Annotated in this window: 16 protein-coding genes; 8 read left to right on the plus strand and 8 right to left on the minus strand. The window is 72.3% G+C overall.

Going from position 1 to position 16,752, the window contains the following annotated elements; all coding sequences use genetic code 11:
- Nucleotides 1-25 precede the first annotated feature (25 nt).
- The 3 genes from AB0F18_RS18990 to AB0F18_RS19000 are packed head-to-tail and all read right to left on the minus strand — an operon-like array spanning nt 26 to nt 3,229.
- On the minus strand, nt 26-1,102 hold the full coding sequence (locus AB0F18_RS18990; RefSeq protein WP_362061864.1) for a Zn-dependent alcohol dehydrogenase: 1,077 nt from the start codon (nt 1,100-1,102) through the stop codon (nt 26-28).
- Nucleotides 1,099-2,301: an acyl-CoA dehydrogenase family protein gene (locus AB0F18_RS18995; RefSeq protein WP_362061867.1), complete on the minus strand. Its 1,203-nt coding sequence runs from the start codon at nt 2,299-2,301 to the stop codon at nt 1,099-1,101. Before AB0F18_RS18995 ends, AB0F18_RS18990 begins: the two co-directional genes overlap by 4 nt.
- Before the next feature lie 16 nt (nt 2,302-2,317).
- A complete protein-coding gene (locus tag AB0F18_RS19000; RefSeq protein WP_362061870.1) occupies nt 2,318-3,229 on the minus strand; it encodes an SDR family oxidoreductase in 912 nt (303 codons plus the stop codon).
- 100 nt (nt 3,230-3,329) lie between these two features.
- Between AB0F18_RS19000 and AB0F18_RS19005 the strand changes: the two genes are divergently transcribed.
- Nucleotides 3,330-4,256 carry a cyclase family protein gene (locus tag AB0F18_RS19005; RefSeq protein WP_362061873.1) on the plus strand — a complete coding sequence of 309 codons (927 nt, stop codon included), beginning with the start codon at nt 3,330-3,332 and terminating at the stop codon, nt 4,254-4,256.
- Between the two features lie 40 nt (nt 4,257-4,296).
- On the opposite strand, the gene AB0F18_RS19010 is transcribed toward AB0F18_RS19005, so the two are convergent.
- A complete protein-coding gene (locus AB0F18_RS19010) occupies nt 4,297-5,160 on the minus strand; it encodes an FkbM family methyltransferase (RefSeq protein WP_362061876.1) in 864 nt (287 codons plus the stop codon).
- Between the two features lie 292 nt (nt 5,161-5,452).
- On the opposite strand from AB0F18_RS19010, the gene AB0F18_RS19015 reads away from it, so the two are divergent.
- The 5 genes from AB0F18_RS19015 to AB0F18_RS19035 all read left to right on the plus strand — a co-directional run bounded on the left by AB0F18_RS19015 (nt 5,453) and on the right by AB0F18_RS19035 (nt 10,076).
- Nucleotides 5,453-6,106, plus strand: coding sequence for a dihydrofolate reductase family protein (locus AB0F18_RS19015; protein ID WP_362061879.1), 654 nt, complete (start codon nt 5,453-5,455; stop codon nt 6,104-6,106).
- A complete protein-coding gene (locus tag AB0F18_RS19020; protein WP_362061882.1) occupies nt 6,103-6,291 on the plus strand; it encodes a hypothetical protein in 189 nt (62 codons plus the stop codon). The genes AB0F18_RS19015 and AB0F18_RS19020 overlap by 4 nt, the downstream gene beginning before the upstream one ends.
- Before the next feature lie 199 nt (nt 6,292-6,490).
- Nucleotides 6,491-8,704 carry an EndoU domain-containing protein gene (locus tag AB0F18_RS19025; protein WP_362061884.1) on the plus strand — a complete coding sequence of 738 codons (2,214 nt, stop codon included), beginning with the start codon at nt 6,491-6,493 and terminating at the stop codon, nt 8,702-8,704.
- A gap of 20 nt (nt 8,705-8,724) precedes the next feature.
- Entirely contained in the window at nt 8,725-9,144 is a 420-nt protein-coding gene (locus AB0F18_RS19030) for a hypothetical protein (RefSeq protein WP_362061887.1), read from the plus strand.
- A gap of 83 nt (nt 9,145-9,227) precedes the next feature.
- Nucleotides 9,228-10,076, plus strand: coding sequence for an immunity 49 family protein (locus AB0F18_RS19035; RefSeq protein ID WP_362061890.1), 849 nt, complete (start codon nt 9,228-9,230; stop codon nt 10,074-10,076).
- On the opposite strand, the gene AB0F18_RS19040 is transcribed toward AB0F18_RS19035, so the two are convergent.
- Nucleotides 10,077-11,486, minus strand: coding sequence for an FAD-dependent monooxygenase (locus tag AB0F18_RS19040; protein WP_362061933.1), 1,410 nt, complete (start codon nt 11,484-11,486; stop codon nt 10,077-10,079). It abuts the gene before it with no gap.
- Between the two features lie 94 nt (nt 11,487-11,580).
- On the opposite strand from AB0F18_RS19040, the gene AB0F18_RS19045 reads away from it, so the two are divergent.
- Nucleotides 11,581-12,240, plus strand: coding sequence for a TetR/AcrR family transcriptional regulator C-terminal domain-containing protein (locus AB0F18_RS19045; RefSeq protein WP_362061893.1), 660 nt, complete (start codon nt 11,581-11,583; stop codon nt 12,238-12,240).
- Nucleotides 12,241-12,269: 29 nt separating this feature from the next.
- Complete coding sequence (locus tag AB0F18_RS19050; protein WP_362061896.1) at nt 12,270-13,697, plus strand: pentapeptide repeat-containing protein; 1,428 nt, start codon at nt 12,270-12,272, stop codon at nt 13,695-13,697.
- Nucleotides 13,698-13,879: 182 nt separating this feature from the next.
- Here the strand turns inward: AB0F18_RS19050 and AB0F18_RS19055 are convergent, their stop codons facing one another.
- The 3 genes from AB0F18_RS19055 to AB0F18_RS19065 all read right to left on the minus strand — a co-directional run bounded on the left by AB0F18_RS19055 (nt 13,880) and on the right by AB0F18_RS19065 (nt 16,751).
- Nucleotides 13,880-14,341, minus strand: coding sequence for an ATP-binding protein (locus tag AB0F18_RS19055; protein WP_362061899.1), 462 nt, complete (start codon nt 14,339-14,341; stop codon nt 13,880-13,882).
- A gap of 328 nt (nt 14,342-14,669) precedes the next feature.
- A complete protein-coding gene (locus tag AB0F18_RS19060) occupies nt 14,670-15,590 on the minus strand; it encodes an acyl-CoA dehydrogenase family protein (protein ID WP_362061902.1) in 921 nt (306 codons plus the stop codon).
- A gap of 6 nt (nt 15,591-15,596) precedes the next feature.
- Entirely contained in the window at nt 15,597-16,751 is a 1,155-nt protein-coding gene (locus AB0F18_RS19065; protein ID WP_362061905.1) for an acyl-CoA dehydrogenase family protein, read from the minus strand.
- Between the last annotated feature and the right edge of the window lies 1 nt (nt 16,752).

A 16,752-nucleotide genomic window follows, 5' to 3' on the forward strand; every position in this document is an offset into this window, starting at 1 on the left:
CCACCGCCACACCCCGGGGCCGCCCTCAGAACGTGAGGACCCCGCGCGCCACCCGCCCGTGCTGCGCGTCGTCCACGGCCTTGGCGAAGTCCTCGACCGGGTAGACCTGCGTCACCAGCTCGTCCAGCAGCAGCTTCCCCTGCCGGTACAGCTCGGCGTACAGCGCGATGTCGCGCTGGGGGCGCGAGGACCCGTACCGGCAACCCATGATCGTCTTGTCCAGGTACATCGAGGAGACCTGGAACGAGGCCTCCTCCGCGAACCCCGGCACGCCCAGCAGCACCGCCTGCCCGTGCCGGTCCAGCAGGTCCACGGCCTGCCGGATCAGTTTCACGCTGCCCACGCACTCGAAGGCGTGGTCCGCACCCGTCGGCAGGATCTCCTTCACGGCCGCCGAGGTCCCGGCCAGGGACCCGGTCGCCGACGCGTCCACGAAGTGCGTCGCGCCGAACCGCCGCGCCACCGCCTCCTTCGCCGGGTTCGCGTCCACCGCCACGATGACCGACGCCCCCGCGATCCGGGCGCCCTGGATGACGTTGAGGCCGATCCCTCCCGTCCCGATCACCACGACGCTCTCCCCGAGCCCCACCTTCGCCCGGTTCAGCACCGCCCCCACCCCCGTGAGCACCCCGCAGCCGATCAGCGCGGCCGAGGTCATCGGGATCTCCTCGGAGATCTTCACCGCCTGCACGGCCTTGACCAGGGTCCGCTCCGCGAACGCCGAGTTCGACGCGAACTGGAACAGCGGCTGCCCGCCCCGAGAGAACGGCCGGTCCGGCATCCCGATCGCCCTGCGGCACATCGTCGGCCGGCCGCGGTCGCAGTCCGCGCACGCCCCGCAGTTGGCGAGGGTCGACAGGGACACGCGGTCACCGGGCGCCACGTGCGTCACTCCCGGCCCCACCGCCTCGACCACCCCCGCGCCCTCGTGCCCGAGCACCACCGGCGGCGGGAAGGGGATCGTCCCGTCGATCACCGACAGGTCGCTGTGGCACAGCCCGGCCGCACCGATCGCGACCAGCACCTCCCCCGGCCCGGGATCCCGTATCTCCAGGTCCCCGACCACCTGGGCCTGCTTGCCGTCGAACACGACGCCCCTCATCTGGGCTCCTTAGGAAGGCCGAGCACCCGCTCGGCGATGATGTTCCGCTGGATCTCGTCCGAACCGCCGTAGATCGTGTCGGCCCGGGTGAACAGGAACAGGCGCTGCTCCTCGGCGAGCCCGAGCTCGTACGGGGCCCCGCGCGCCCAGAGCCCCGGGCCGGCGGTGGCCGCCGCGCCCCGCACCTCCACCGCGAGCTCCCCGAGCCGCCGGTGCCAGCCGCCCCACAGCAGCTTCGCCACGCTCGGCGCGCCGGCGTCCCCCGCCTCCCCCAGGGTGCGCAGGGCGTTCCACCGCATGGTGCGCAGCTCGGCCCACTGCCGTACGAGGCGTTCGCGCAGCACGGGGTCGAAGTCCGCGCCCGGGGCCGCGTACGCCCGGATCACCCGTTCCAGTTCGGCCGCGAAGCCGATCTGCTGGACGAGGGTGGAGACCCCGCGCTCCAGGGCGAGCAGGCCCATGGCCACGGTCCAGCCGTTGCCCTCGCCGCCGACGGCCTCCTCCGCGACGGCCCCGTCGAAGAAGACCTCGTTGAACTCGGCCGTCCCCGACATCTGCCGGATCGGGCGGACCTCCACCCGCCCCGGCTGGTCCATCCGGACGAGGAGGAACGACAGGCCGTGGTGGCGGCGCGAGCCGGCCTCGGTGCGGGCCAGGACGAAGCACCAGTCGGCCTCGCGGGCCAGGGAGGTCCAGATCTTCTGGCCGGTGACGCGCAGCAGCCCGTCCGACGGGTCCCGTACGGCCGCGGTGCGCAGCCCGGCGAGGTCGGATCCGGCGTCGGGCTCGCTGTAGCCCTGGCACCAGAGTTCCTCGCCGCGGGCGATGCCGGGCAGGAAACGGGCCTGCTGCTCGGGGGTGCCGTGGGCGAGGAGGGTGGGGGCGAGGAGGTTCTCGCCGATGTGGCCGACCCGGCCGGGGGCGCGCAGCGCCGCGTACTCCTCGGCCCACACCACCTGTCCGGTGAGGGTGAGCCGCTGCTGCCCGTAGGCGCCGGCCGGGGCGTCCCAGCCGGTGCCGATCCAGCCGCCGCGGCCGAGCTCGCGCTCCCAGGCGCGCCGGGCGCCGACGCCCTCGTGCTCGCTGCCGGGCCCGCCGAGGCCGATGGCCTCCTCGTACGGGCCGACGAGGTGCTCGGCGAGCCAGGCGCGGGCGCGGGCGCGCAGTTCCTCCGCCTCCGTGCCGAAGCTGAAGTCCACGCTGTCCCCCTGCTCCTCAGGCGTTCGGGCGGTCCTTGGCGGCGGCCGCCCTGGCCATGGCCTCCAGCTGGGCGAGCATCGGCATCGGGTCGGTGCCGACGGTGCCCGGGAGGAAGTCGGCGATCTTCTCGGGGGTCCAGGCCCCTTCGGCGTAGCCGGCGCGCAGTTCGCGCGGCTGGGCCCAGACGGCGATCTTCGGTCCGGCGATCGTGTAGACCTGCCCGGTGATGCCCTCGGCCCTGGCGCGGTCGCTGAGCAGGTAGGTCACGAGGGCGGCGACGTCCTCGGGCTCGCCGATCTCCTTGAGCTCCATGGGCACGTTGGCGGACATCCGGGTGCGGGCGACGGGGGCGACGGCGTTGGCGGTGACCCCGTACTTGTTGAGGCCGAGGGCGGCGCTGCGGACGAGGGAGATGATCCCGCCCTTGGCGGCGCTGTAGTTGGCCTGGGCGACGGACCCCTGGTGGTTGCCGCTGGTGAAGCCGATGAGCGTGCCGGAGCCCTGCCGACGCATGACGGCGGAGGCGGCGCGGAAGACGGTGAACGTGCCCTTGAGGTGGGTGGCGACGACGGGGTCCCACTCCTCCTCGGACATGTTGAAGAGCATCCGCTCGCGCAGGATGCCCGCGACGCACACCACCCCGTCGATGCGCCCGTACTGGGCGAGGGCGGTGTCGACGATGCGCTGGCCGCCGGCCATGGTGGAGATGTCGTCGGCGACGGCCACGGCCTCCCCGCCGGCCGTGAGGATCTCCTTCACCACCTCTTCCGCCACCTCGCTGGTGGGCTCGTTGCCCTCGATCCCGACGCCGTAGTCGTTGACGACGACCTTGGCGCCCTCGGCGGCGGCGGCGAGTGCCACGGCCCGGCCGATGCCCCGGCCGGCGCCGGTGACGGCCACGACCTTGCCTGCCAAGAAGTTCCCCACGTCCGGCCCCTTCCCGCTTTTTCTGACGGTCCGTTAGATTCTATGACCAGTCAGATCCCTTCCCACAAGCCCCTGTTCGTTCAAGGAGTGGATGGCGCCCATGACCATGCCCCCCGAGTTCCACGACATCGCCAAGCGCGTCAACAACTGGGGACGCTGGGGCGCCGACGACGAGATCGGCACCCTGAACCTGATCACCGACGAGGTCGTCCGGGCGGCGGCCGCGGAGATCCGCACGGGGCGCCGCGTCCCCCTGGCCCTGCCGCTCAAGGAGGACGGGGTGCAGGCCGGCCTGATCCCGGGCCGGGTCAACCCCCTGCACACCATGGTCCAGATCAACCAGGAGCTCTTCGGCCCGGGCACGGTGGCCTGCAGCGACGACTCCGTGACGATGGGGCTCCAGGCGGCCACCCACTGGGACGCCCTGACCCACGTCTCCCACTCGGGCCGCATCTACAACGGCCGCCCGGCGTCCACGATCACCGCGCACACCCGCGCCCAGTTCAGCGGCATCGACAAGGCCGGCCCGATCGTCTCGCGCGGGGTCCTCCTCGACGTGGCCCGCGCCAAGGGCCTGGACCGCCTCCTGGGCGGCCACGCGGTCACCCCCGAGGACCTGGCGCAGGCCGAGGAGTTCGGCGGGGTCACGGTCCGTGCGGGCGACATCGTCCTGGTCCGCACCGGCCAGATCCAGGTCTACCTGGCCGGCGACAAGCACGGCTACGGCTTCCCGTCGCCCGGCCTCTCCGTCCGCACCCCGGAGTGGTTCCACGCCCGGGACGTGGCGGCCGTCGCGAACGACACCCTCACCTTCGAGATCTTCCCGCCGGAGATCGACGACCTCTGGCTGCCGGTGCACGCCCTCGACCTGGTCGAGATGGGCATGCACCAGGGGCAGAACTGGAACCTCGAAGCCCTGTCCACAGCCTGTGCGGAAGCCGGCCGGTACTCCTTCCTCCTCTCGGCGATGCCGGAACCCTTCGTCGGCGGCACCGGCACCCCGGTGGCCCCGGTGGCGGTCCTCTGAGCGGGGCCCGGGCGGGGCCTGAGCGGGGCCCGATGGGGGCCTACCCCAGCGCCGCCAGGTACCGGTTCGCCGCGTCGGGGTGCGCCCCGCCCCGCGCGCTCAGCTGCCGCAGGCAGTGGTGGGCCAGGTCGGCGGAGTCGTAGACGTGGTGGGCGAGCAGGGCCAGCTGCCTGAGCTGCTCGTCGTCCATCGCCTCGGGGCGGCCGAAGTCGCGCACGTACACGACGTCGGCCTCCAGCAGCTGGTGGCGGGCCCGCCGGAAGTCGCCGCCGAAGACGACGGGCGCGATCGGCCAGCGCTTGACGGCGGCGAAGGCGTGCGGGACGAAGCCCTGCGCGCGCAGCTCCCGGTCCACGTCACCGAAGACGGGCTGGTCCTCGTACAGGGGGACGAAGGACACCTCCGTGTGCACGGCCACGGCCTGCGCCAGCTTCCGCCGTCCGCCCTCGAAGACCATCAGCTCCGCCCCCTGGATGTCGATCTTCAGCAGGTCGAAGGGCCCGACCTCCCCGACCTCGTCCAGCCGCCGCGTCTCCACCGGCACCTCCTCCAGGACCCGCCCCCACTCCTCGAACCCGTTGAACAGCCCGAGCCGCGTCGGGTCGGGGCGGAAGAGGCTGGTCATCCCGGAGGCGGCGGCGACGTAGAGGGTGTGCGCGGCTCCGTCGCCGAGGGCGTCGGGCAGGTAGGTCTCGTACGGGCCCTTGCGGCGCAGCAGCTCCGCCAGGGCCTCGGGCTGGGGCTCGAACCCGGTCACCCGGCACAGGCCCGCCTCCAGCATGGCCCGGTAGGGCGGGTCCCCGTCGATCGGGTTGGCGCCGACGTCGAGGACATGGGTCGGCCGGGCCGGCCGGACCAGGTCGAGCAGGGGTGAGGCGGCGTTGGCGGTGGCGTTGACGGTCATGGACGCTCTCGCTCTCCGGATGGACGGACTGGCGGTGCCCCCCGGCCCAGCATCCTGGCGCACGGAGGGCCCGTCCCGGCTCAGGCGCCCCGTCCGGGCTTCGTGTCCAGGTCTTCCCGTACCTGCCGGAAGGGGCGGCGCAGGGCCCCCGCGCGGCCTGCCGCCCGCACGCCCGGCCGCCCCCGTTACGCCGAAGGCGGCATGTCCGCGCGCCGATCCCCACTGACACCGATGAGTTTCGCCGGCCCGGGCAGTCTCACCCCTACCACCGACGAAAACGGAGAAGGACCACATGACGACGCAGCTCCTCAGAGTCCACAACTTCATGGTTTCCCAGGACGGCTTCGGCGCCGGCGAGAACCAGAGCCTGGAGCACCCCTTCGGCGACGCCGCCGATCCCGCGGCCCTGTTCTCCTGGGCCGGCGCCACGGCGAGCTGGCCCATGCGCACCGAGCCGGGCGGGAGCCGCGGGCTGGACGACTACTTCACGCGGGACTGGGCGCGCAACATCGGGGCCGAGATCATGGGCCGCAACAAGTTCGGCCCCCAGCGCGGGCCGTGGCAGGACCACGACTGGCGCGGCTGGTGGGGCGAGCAGCCTCCCTTCCGCACCCCGGTGTTCGTGATGACCCACCACCCACGCCCCTCGTTCACCCTCTCCGACACCACGTTCCACTTCGTGGACGCCGACCCGGCCACGGTCCTCGCCCGGGCCCGCGAGGCGGCGCAGGGCAAGGACGTCCGCCTGGGCGGCGGGGCGATCACCATCCGCGAGTTCCTCGACGCCGACCTGGTCGACACCCTCCACGTCGCGGTCTCCCCGGTAAACCTCGGCTCCGGCTCCCGCCTCTGGGAGTCCCCCGACGAACTCCTCGACCGCTTCCACCGGGACGTGGTCCCCAGCCCGAGCGGCGACGTGATGCACCACCTCTTCTGGCGCCGGTGACCCCAACGGCGGCCACGGGCGGCCGGCCGACCGGCGGCGGCACGGACGAGGACGACCGGCTCACCGTGACCGACGACGACCACACGGCGATGACCCGTATCCGGCAGCTGGTCGGCGACCTCCGCACACAGATCCACGACGGCATCGCCGACTACGCGTCCATGGACGCGCGGCATTGCCCATGAGGAAGATCCGCCCCTCCCGGAACCGGTCCGCCATCGCCGCCCACAGCCGAAAGTCTGCCGGCACGAGCCGGATGCAGTCACCGCCCACCACTTTCCGGCCGACCCCAGCCCCCAGCCCATTTCGCATTTGTGTTCGGAAATCCGCCCAGGTAGACAGGTAGGCTCGCGCGTAGATCAACACCCGGGGGGCGGGGCAGCAGTGACGGACCATATACCGATCAACCCATGCGCGATCCCGCAGTTCACGGGCGACCTGGACGCGCTGGAGCAGAACCACAAGGCGATCACCGCCGCCGCGGGCACCTTCCGCGACGCCGGCGCGAACGTCGACTCCGAGTTCCAGGGCCTGTCGGCTTTCTACTCCGCTCCCGAGGCGGCACAGTTGTTCGCCACCACGCATCCGGTGAAGACGGACAGCGACTTCTTCGCCGACCAACTGGAGTCGGCAGCCAAGGCATTGGGCGAATTCGTCACCGAGGCCCGCCCGCTCGTGGCACGCCTGAAGCAGCTCCAAGCCGAGGCGACGACCTTCTCCAACAAGATCCTCGGCGACGAGCACTGGAAGGACGACGGAAAGAAGACCGCCGAAAACAACGCCCTGGTCGACGCAGTCAACGCGACCGCCGGCGCGTTCTGGGCGGCCGAACGCGCCTGCGCAACCAAGATCCGCGCCCTGTACGGCGCTCCTCCCCTCAGAGCCGACGACGGCTCGCACGCCGACGACATGCACGGCTACCTGGCCAGTGACCTCAACAAGGCACAGGACCTGCCCTGGGGTTCACACCTGGAGGAAACCCACCGGGCCTGGGAGGTCGGCTACTGGGTCAAGTCCTTCGTCTGGGACGGCATCGTCGTCGACGGCATCGTGGGCACCGTCCGCGGCCTGGGCACCCTCGTCGGCGTCGACGGCGCGGACGCGGCGGGCAAGGCCTGGACGGGCCTGGCGAAGCTCGGCACCGGCCTGGCCCTCAGCATCAATCCCGGCACGGGCGTGGTGTTCTGGATGGCCGACGACAAGGCGATGCCGGCCTGGCTGCGCGACTCGCGCAACGCGATGAAGGAGACCGGCAAGGCCCTCGTCGCCTGGGACGAATGGGGCAAGAACCCCGCCCGCGCCGCCGGCGCGGTCACCTTCAACGTCCTGACCGCCATCTTCACCGACGGCGCCGGCACCGCCGCCAAGACAGGCACGGCGGCCAAGGTCATCAGCGTGGCCGGCAAGGCGGGACGCCTCATCGACCCCATGACCTACGTCGGCCAGGCCGCCGGCAAGGCCGGATCCCTCGCCTTCAGCAAACTCAAGATCGGCGAACTGTTCGCCAACTTCGGCAAGGCCGACGGCGCCTTCCCCAAGGTCGACGACGTGGTCTGGAAGGACCTCCCCAAGGCCGACACCCCTGGTGTCACCTTCCCCCACCCCACCGAAACACTCCGCCTACCCGACGACGCCCTGGGCCGCCCGCAGTACTACGACAAGACCACCCACCAGCTCCTCGACCACACCGGCACCCCGAAACAGGACCTCACCGCGGTCCCGAAGGGAAACGACCACCCCCTCGCCGAGGTCCCCAAGCGCGAGGAAGTCACCGTCGGCGGCGGCAACACCCACTCGGTGACGGGCACGGCCGACAATGCAGCGCACACGCCAGGTGGCACCGCGACCCACACCCCGGGCGGCGCGTCGGACAAGACGGCCCACAACAGCCACACCGGACCGGGGGGTGGGGGCCACCAGCCCACGCACGCCGCTGACAGCGGTTCCGGAGCGGGTCACGGCGGTCACGGCTCGTCCGGCGGCAGTGGTCACGACGCTGGCCCGCACGACCCCGCGGACAACACTTCCGGTCACGGTGGCGACCCCCATGACCCCGCCGACCCCGGCACGGGTCAGCCGACCACGGGTTCGGGTTCGGGCCACGGCGGGGACACGGCCATCCCCCATCAGGATCCGCCGAAGGTGGAAGACCTTCCCCGGCTTCCGAAGGGCGGTCGTATCCCCGAGCACACCTTCGACCACGTGCTGCAGGGCGAGCTCAAGTACGATCCCAAAGGCAACCCCAAGGTGTCCGGTTACCATTTCCGACCCGATGGCCGTGATCTCAACCCCCACATGGTGAAGGTCCCAAGCATAATCGAGATCGATCACAAGACAGGACTGACCACGGGCAATGTATGGATGCGTGATCCGCGCACCGGGGAGATGGTGATGAAGCGGGCCAAGACGACCTTCTTCCCCCCGGGTTGGACGGAAAAGCAGGTCAGGCGTGCCATGACGAAGTCCTTCGAGAACGGCAGGGTGGTCGACCTCGTCCGCAATAAGTGGCGCGGCGAGTGGAAGGGCATCAGGTTCGAAGGCTATTTCGACCCGATCACCGGTGACGCGAAGACGATTTACCCGCTCATGCCGAAGTAAGCGAGAAGGAGAACCCAGCAGTGATTCGGACCAAATACTACGCCGAGGACGCCTTCGGGATGCCGGATTTCTCCGGGCCTGACGAGCTGAGCACACTGGGGCAGTGGGTGACGGCCGACATCCAGCTCTCGCCGCTGTCCGTCCTGGAGGCCATCGACCTGGTGACCGAGGCCAAGGCCAACCCGTCCTTCGCGCCGGAGGACCTGGACGGAAACGCGCACACCGCCACCATCAGCCCAGAGGGCGTGAGGGTGGAGAACTACTTCGTCGAGCACGTTCAGGGTGAATACACCCTCGACGACGCGTTCCGCGTGCTGGTCGACTTCTGGGACTACTGCTGCCTGGCGAATCCCAAAAAGGCCGACTCGCGCCGCCGTGAGTACGCCGAGGAGCATGGTCACGACCCGCTGGCGGGAATCCGTGACTACCTCGGCGCGTGAACGGCCCGGCCGAACCGGGCGCGGTCGCGGGTGGCTCAGCCGATGGGTGGCCGAACCCCCCGCGGCAAGGAAGGAAGGTGTTCGTGACCAGCCATGCGGAGCCTGACCCCAATCGCCAGGAGTGGGTCGACTGGCTCCGCGAGCGGCTGAACGTCGAGTTCGAGGAACTCGATTCGGCGCCGCACAACCTCGACCTTGTCTGGGGCGGTGCGAAGTTCAACCTGAACGCGCGCTTCGGGGTGGATCCGCGGGGCGGGAAACTGGAAACGTGGGAAGCGGTCGTCGCCGCGGCGCAGCTCGGCTCGGCGGTTTTCCGTACGGCGGGCATGACCGATGGAACGGTCAGCCTGCGAATCCTCCATGAGGTGCACACACTGCCCGCGACGGGGCCGATGCCTTACGCGCACGCGCAGACGTGGATCGAGGCGTTCTGGTACGCGATCATCACCCGCGACCAGCCGAAGATGACCGCACTGTGCGAGCTCCCGCTCGACGTCCTGCGCGCCTCCCGCGCCGACCACGACGACTACCTCTACCACTGGGTGGCGGCCCTCCAGGCGTACTGGCTCAAGCGCCCGGAGCTCGTGGAGGAGCTGACCGAGACCTTCCAGCGGTCACACCCCGACGTGGCCGTCATCGCGGGTCGGGACTACATCCAGCAGGTGGCGTACCCGCCGATCAACCTCTTCTACAAGTTCCTCCAGAAGGACGAAGAAGGCTTCCACACTGCACTGTTGGAGGCGCTGGAACTCCACAAGCGCTACTGGACGGCCACGCCCGAGCGGGCCGAGGACATCGACGGCCTGGTGCCGTTCGGCATCCTCGCCATCGCCTGCCTCGCCTACGACGGCGGCATCCCGGTCGAGGTCGAATCCCCGTACCTCCCCGAACACCTGCTCAAGCGCTCCTGGGTAGGCGAGTTCGAGGTCTGATCACCCCCCGGCCCCCACCCGGGCCGCGTACGCCGCCGCGCCCTCACCCGTGCCGCCCGCCCACCCCACGTAGCCGTCCGGGCGTACGAGGAACACCCCGTCCCCGTACGCCTCGTACGACGGCACCCGCACCACCCGTACCCCCGGCAGCTCCGGCACCGGGGCCCCGCCCACCGACAGCAGGGTCCACTGCGGCCCCCGGAAGGCGTCGAAGAGGCGCACGCCGCCCCGGTTCCCGTCCGGGGCGCGGTCGCCGGCCCGCAGGGCGGTGGCGTCCAGGCCCGTACGGGTCTCCACCGCCAGGGACGAGCCGCGGTAGCCCAGCCCCAGCTGCTGCGTGGCCGCGCCGCGCCGGGCCTCCCCGCGGTGGATCCGGGTGGACAGGCCGAGCATCTCGGCGGCGACGGGCAGCCGCTCCTCCTCGTACGAGCCGAGCAGCGCCTCCCGCGCCGCCCCGCTCAGCACCGCCGCCAGCTTCCAGCCGAGGTTGTACGCGTCCTGCACGCTCGTGTTGAGGCCCTGCCCGCCCGCCGGCGAGTGGACGTGCGCGGCATCGCCGATGAGGAAGATCCGCCCCTCCCGGAACCGGTCGGCCATCGCCGCCCGGGGCCGGAACTCGGAGGCCCAGCGCACCTCCGTGACATCGGCCGGGTCCAGGTGCGAGCGTGCGGCGACGACCGCGCGCAGCCCTGCGAGGGAGAGGTCGATCGCCGGGCCGCCGTCCTCCATCTGCGCGGTGAGCTGGAAGTCCTCCGTTCCGGCGAGGGGGCAGACGGCGAGGAAGCCCTCACCGTCGGCGGGCGGGAAGATGTGCCAGTTGTCGCGGTCGAGGCCGGTGATGCGTACGTCGGCCACCAGGATCGGGTTCGGGTCGACCGTCTCGCCCGTCATCCCGATCCCGAGCAGGCGCCGTACCGTCGACCGGCCGCCGTCGGCGGCGACCGCGTACCGGGCCCGTACGGGCGCGCCGGCGGCGAACTCGGCCGTCACCCCTTCCGCGTCCTGCGCGATCCCGACCAGCTCCCGGCCGAAGGCGACCTGCCCGCCGAGTTCGGTGAGGCGTGCGAAGAGGACCTCCTGGGTGCGCCACTGCGGCACCATCCAGGGCTCGTGGTACGGCGAGCCCTCCTGCACGTCCGTCTCGTCCCACATCGTGTGCTCGCCGAGCCGCTTGCCGTCCTGCCAGATCATCCCGACCGGGTACGGGCCGCCGGCGGCCCGGATGGCGTCGTGGACGCCCAGGTCGTCGAAGACCTCCAGGGTGCGGGGCTGGATCCCCTTGCCGCGCGAGCCGGGGAACAGCCCGTCGGCCCGCTCCACCACCAGGGCCCGCGTCCCCCGCCGCGCCAGGTCGACGGCGAGCGCGAGCCCGGCGGCCCCGGCCCCGACGACCAGCACGTCCACGTCCACGTCCACGTCTACGTCCACACCCACGAGAAGCCTCCTTAACAGCGTTAAGTTCCGACCCCTGAAGAGTGCCCTTAACGCTGTTAAACTGTCAAGCGTGGCTACTCGCAAACCCCCGAAGCTCGACAAGAAGCAGGCCGTCGACACCTCCCTGCGCCTCCTCAACGAGGTCGGCCTCGACGGCCTCAGCCTGCGCGCGATCGCCAAGGAGCTCGACGTCCAGGCGCCCGCCCTCTACTGGCACTTCAAGAACAAACAGGAGCTCCTCGACGAGATGGCCACGGAGATGTACCGCCGCATGACGGCGGACTCCCCCCTCGACCCCGGCCTCTCCTGGCAGGACCGCGTCCTGACGGCCAACCGCGGCCTGCGCACCGCCCTGCTCCGCTACCGCGACGGCGCGAAGGTCTTCAGCGGGTCCCGCTTCACCGGCACCGAGCACGCCGTCGAGATGGAGGCGAACCTCCGCGCCCTCACCGAAGCCGGGTTCACCCTCCCCCAGGCCGTCCGCGCCACCACCACGGCCTACTTCTTCACCCTCGGCTTCGTCACGGAGGAACAGGGCGTCCAGCCCCTCCCGGGCGAGCGCCGCGAGGGCTTCGACGTCACGGAACGCGCCGAACGCCTCGCCGACTACCCCCTGGCCGCCGAGGCGGGCGCGGACCTCTTCCAGGACTACGACCAGGGCTTCGAGGAAGGCCTCGCCCTCCTCGTCGCGGGCATCGAAAACCGGTACGGGCCCGCGCCCCGCGGCTGACACCCTGGGCGGATGACAGTGAAGAAGCGATGAACGGCACGGGGTACGGGTTCCTCACGGCCGCCCGGCCCGATCGGGACCGCCTGGCCGGGGCCCTCGCGCGGGGGTTCGGGGTGCCCGGGGCACGGGTCGACGTGGCCCCCGACGGGGTGGTCGACGGGCGGAACTGGGACACGGCCCTCGTCACCTGCGAGTACGAGGCGCTGCGCGCCGGTGACCTGCGCGGCATGCTGAACGTGTACGCCACCCCGCAGGTCACCGGGCCACCCGCCCCCGAGGAGCTCGCCGCCGTCCTGGCCGGGGAGTTGGGGACGCCGGTGCTGGTCGAGTGGGGGACCGTGCCGTGGATCCGGAAGGTCCTCCTTCCGCAGGGCCGGTCCACCTTCGCGGCCGTGGAGGACCTGGACATCGCGAAGGACCAGCCGTGGTTCCGCGTGTACGCCACCCAGGCCGGGCTCGCCGCCTTCCCCGAGGCCGAGGTGGAGGGGCTGCCCGACGCGGTACGGGGCCTGGCGCCGCCGACGCCCCTCGCGGACGGGCTCGGGGAGCACCGGGCGCTCCTGTGGCCCTGGGAGGCGCTGGTCGCGCGGATGGCCGCCGGGTGGCCGCCCGCACGCTGGTACGGGGCCGGCATGTACCGCGAGGACCTCGCGGGCCGGGACCGGATCGAGGAGGCGCTCCCCGGCCTGCCGGAGCCGGTACGCGCCGCCGTCGCCACCCTCGACGCCCGCTTCCGTGAGCTGACGGTCGACGACTCGGGTGAGGAACTGGGCGCCGACCCGTCGGCGACCGCCTGGTACCGGCACCGCCGCCCGGCCGTCCTGCCCTGGCGGGTCCTGCTGCCCGTCGACCCCGACGCGGCGCACTGGCTGTGGAAATGGGTCGAGGACGGAGCCGAGGGCAAGCCCGGCGGGACCGACATGAGCCACTTCGACCTGAGCGGCGCCGACCTGACCGGAGCCGACTTCTCCTGCTCCCTCTTCTGCGGCACCGGCCTGGCCCGCGCCAACCTCACCGGCACGGAGTTCTACCGCTCCCACCTCCAGGGCGCCGACCTCACCGGCGCCGACGCCACCGGCGCCTGCTTCGTACGGGCCCACCTCGACGGAGCCGTACTGCGCGGCGCGGTCCTCGACGGGGCCGACCTCGCCCGCGCGGACCTCTACGGGGTGGACGCCCGCGGCGCCCGCCTGCGCGGCGCCCGCATCCTGGGCGCGACCCTCATGAAGACCGACCTGCGCGGCGCCGACCTCACCGGCGCGACGCTCCGGGAGAACTCCTTCCGGGTCACCCTGGACGACACCACCACGGTCACGGGCCTGACCGGCACCCTCTTCGGCCCCGCCACCCTGACCACCGAAACCGGCACCCGCCCCCTGACCGGCCCCACCCTGGAATCCTGGCTCCGCACCCGCGGCGCCGACGTACGGGTCATCACACCGCACCGCCAGAACTGAACCGACGCCCCATTACGGAGGGACCTGCGGGTGGCGGCGTGCGGTCGTGCACGCCCCGAGCGCGGCACGGCAGCCGCCACCCCACGACCCGCACTCGTCAAGGCACAGGACCCTTGGCGTCCCCTCGCGACGAATCGCTCACCACCAGGGTGATCAACAGGTGACGAACCGTCAACACCTCGTTAGAGGTACACGCGCGGTTCCCGTTTCAGTACGACTTTTTTCAGCGGCGCCGGCGGAGCCGACGCAGGTTCCTTCACCGCGCGGTCGATCTCGCACCAGATGCGCTTGCCCGCGCCCTCGCGCTGCCAGCCCCACCGGTCGGCGAGCCCGTCCACCAGCTCCAGCCCGCGCCCGCCCGTGTCGTCCCCGGCGGCCCGCCGCCGCGCCGGGGCGCGGTCGCTCGCGTCGGCGACCTCCACCCGTACGCCGGGGCCCCCGAGGAGCATCCGCAGGACGGCCGGGCAGCCCGTGTGCACGACCGCGTTCGTGACGAGCTCGGAGATCAGCAGGATCAGCGTCTCCGCGAGCGGTTCGTCGTCCCCTATGCCCGACCCCGCCAGCCGGGACCGCGCCCATCGGCGCGCCCGGCCGACCTCGGCGGGGTCCGGTCCTACCTCCAGCTGTACCTGAAGCACCTGCACCGCTCACACCATCCGAACCGGCGGACACTTCGCCTCGCGACAGGATGGGATCACCGGGCGTGATCCCCGTGCCGAGCAGCATGGTTGACATACAGTCACCACAACAAGCGCTTCGGGCATATTCCAGCGCGAAGGAGTAGGCGTGGTGCATACTGTGCGACGCTCCCGTCGCTCAACCACTCGCATCGTGGGAGCGTACCGTGGCACGCCCCCGCCTCCGGGCCGCATCGGGGCGGGCCAAGGACACAAACCGATATCAACTCTCTGTAATCGGACATGAGTCCCGCGCCGTCCCTCCCGTGCCCCTGCGTAACAGCCGGCGACGGCCCTACAGCGGACTCGCCTCGGCCTCCGCCTCCGCTTCCAGGCAGGACGCCAGGAGTTCCTCCGCCTCCGGCGCCGTGCGCCACTGCTCCGCCCGCACCCACGCACGCTTCAGGTGCAGGTGCACGTCCGCCTCCCACGTGAAGCCCATCCCGCCGTGGACCTGGAGGCAGTCCCGGGCACCGCGCACCGCCGCCCCGTCCGCGAGGAGCTTCGCCGCGGCGATCTCGGCCGTGTCCCCCGTCACCGCCGCCGCATAGACCGCCGTACGGGCCACCTCGGCGCGCACCAGCATCCCCGCGCACAGGTGCTTGACCGCCTGGAAGCCCCCGATCGGCTGCCCGAACTGCTCGCGCTCCCCCGCGTACCGCACCGCCAGCTCCACCGTCCGCAGCGCGCTGCCCAGCTGGAGCGCCGCCGTCAGCAGCGCCCCCGCCTCACGGAACCCGGCGGGGAGCGCGGCCCCGTCGCCGGACGCGCGCCACAGCGGCGTCAGCGGGTCCACCGAGCGCACCGGCTCGCCGGCCGGCAGCCCCTCCGCCCCCAGGACCGCGTCGGCCTCGCCCAGGTGCGCCACCAGCGGCCCGCCCAGGTCGAAGGCCGTCACCACCGCCGAGCCCGAAGCCGCCCCCGGGACCACCCCGGCCGCCAGGTGCGTCGCCACCAGCGGCCCCGGCAGCAGCGCCCGCCCGGCCTCCTCGAAGACGAGCACGGCCTCCGGCAGGCCCAGGCCCACCCCGCCCTCGGACTCCGGTAGCCGCAGGGAGAAGAAGCCCGCCTCGCCCAGCTCCCGCCACAGCGCCCGGTCCACCGCCACCCCCGAGGACACGGACTCCCGCAGCGCCTCGCGCCCGTACCGCCCCGCGAGCAGGTCGCGGACGCCCGCCCGCAGGTCCCGCTGGTCCTCCGTCAGCCGGAAGTCCACGACCGCTCACCGCCCCTTCGGCAGGCCGAGGATCCGCTCGGCGACGATGTTCCGCTGGATCTGCGAGGTACCGGCCGCGATCGTGTACGAGAGCGAGGAGAGCCGCTCCAGCGTCCACTCCTCCTCCAGGGACAGGGACCCGGCCCCCAGCACCTCCGCCGCCGCGTCGTACAGCTCCTGCCGCGCGTGCGAGTACGCCAGCTTGAAGACGCTGCCCCCGGTGCCGGGGACCCCGCCCGAGCCCTGCGCCTCGCTGACGTTCCACTGCGTGAGCCGCCACAGCGCCCCGAACTCCCCGTACAGCCGGCCCAGCCGCCGCCGCAGTACGGGGTCGTCCCAGCGCCCGTTCGCCCTGGCGGCCCGCGCGAGCGCTCCCAGCGTCCGCCGGCAGGCGACGACCTCGCCGACGAAGGCGGTGCCGCGCTCGAAGGACAGGGTCACCATCGTGACGCGCCAGCCGTCGTTCTCGGCGCCGACCCGGTTGGCCACCGGTACCCGGACCTCGTCCAGGAAGACCTCCGTGAACTCGGCCGAGCCCGCCAGGGTGCGCAGCGGCCGGACCGTGACGCCGGGCGCGTCCATGGGCAGGGCCAGCCAGGAGATCCCGCGGTGCCTGGGCGCGGCGGGGTCGGTGCGTACGAGCAGCTCACACCAGTCGGCGACTTCGGCGTGCGACGTCCAGATCTTGGAGCCGGTGACCACGTACGCGTCCCCGTCGCGGACCGCCTTCGTCCGCAGCGCCGCCAGGTCGGAGCCGGCGCCCGGCTCGCTGAACCCCTGGCACCACACCTCCTCCCCGCGCAGCACCGGCGGCAGCCAGCGCGCCCGCTGCTCGGCGGTGCCCTCGGCGGCGATGGTGGGGCCGGCGTGCAGCAGCCCGACGAAGTTCGCGCCGACGTACGGGGCGCCGGCCCGCTCGGTCTCCTCCAGGAAGATCAGGTGCTGGGTCGGGGTGGCCCCGCGTCCGCCGGCGTCGACGGGCCAGTGCAGGCCCGCGTACCCGGCGTCGTACAGCCGGCGCTGCCAGCCCAGGTCGTAGGCGCGCCGGCCCGGCCAGTCGTCCGGCGAGGGCCTGGCGGGCAGCTCGGGCAGCACCTTGCCGAGCCAGGCGCGCAGCCGGGCCCGGAACTCCTGCTCCTCCTCGGTGTGGGCGAGGTCCATC

The organism is Streptomyces sp. NPDC029216 (assembly GCF_040648015.1).
GTDB lineage: Bacteria > Actinomycetota > Actinomycetes > Streptomycetales > Streptomycetaceae > Streptomyces.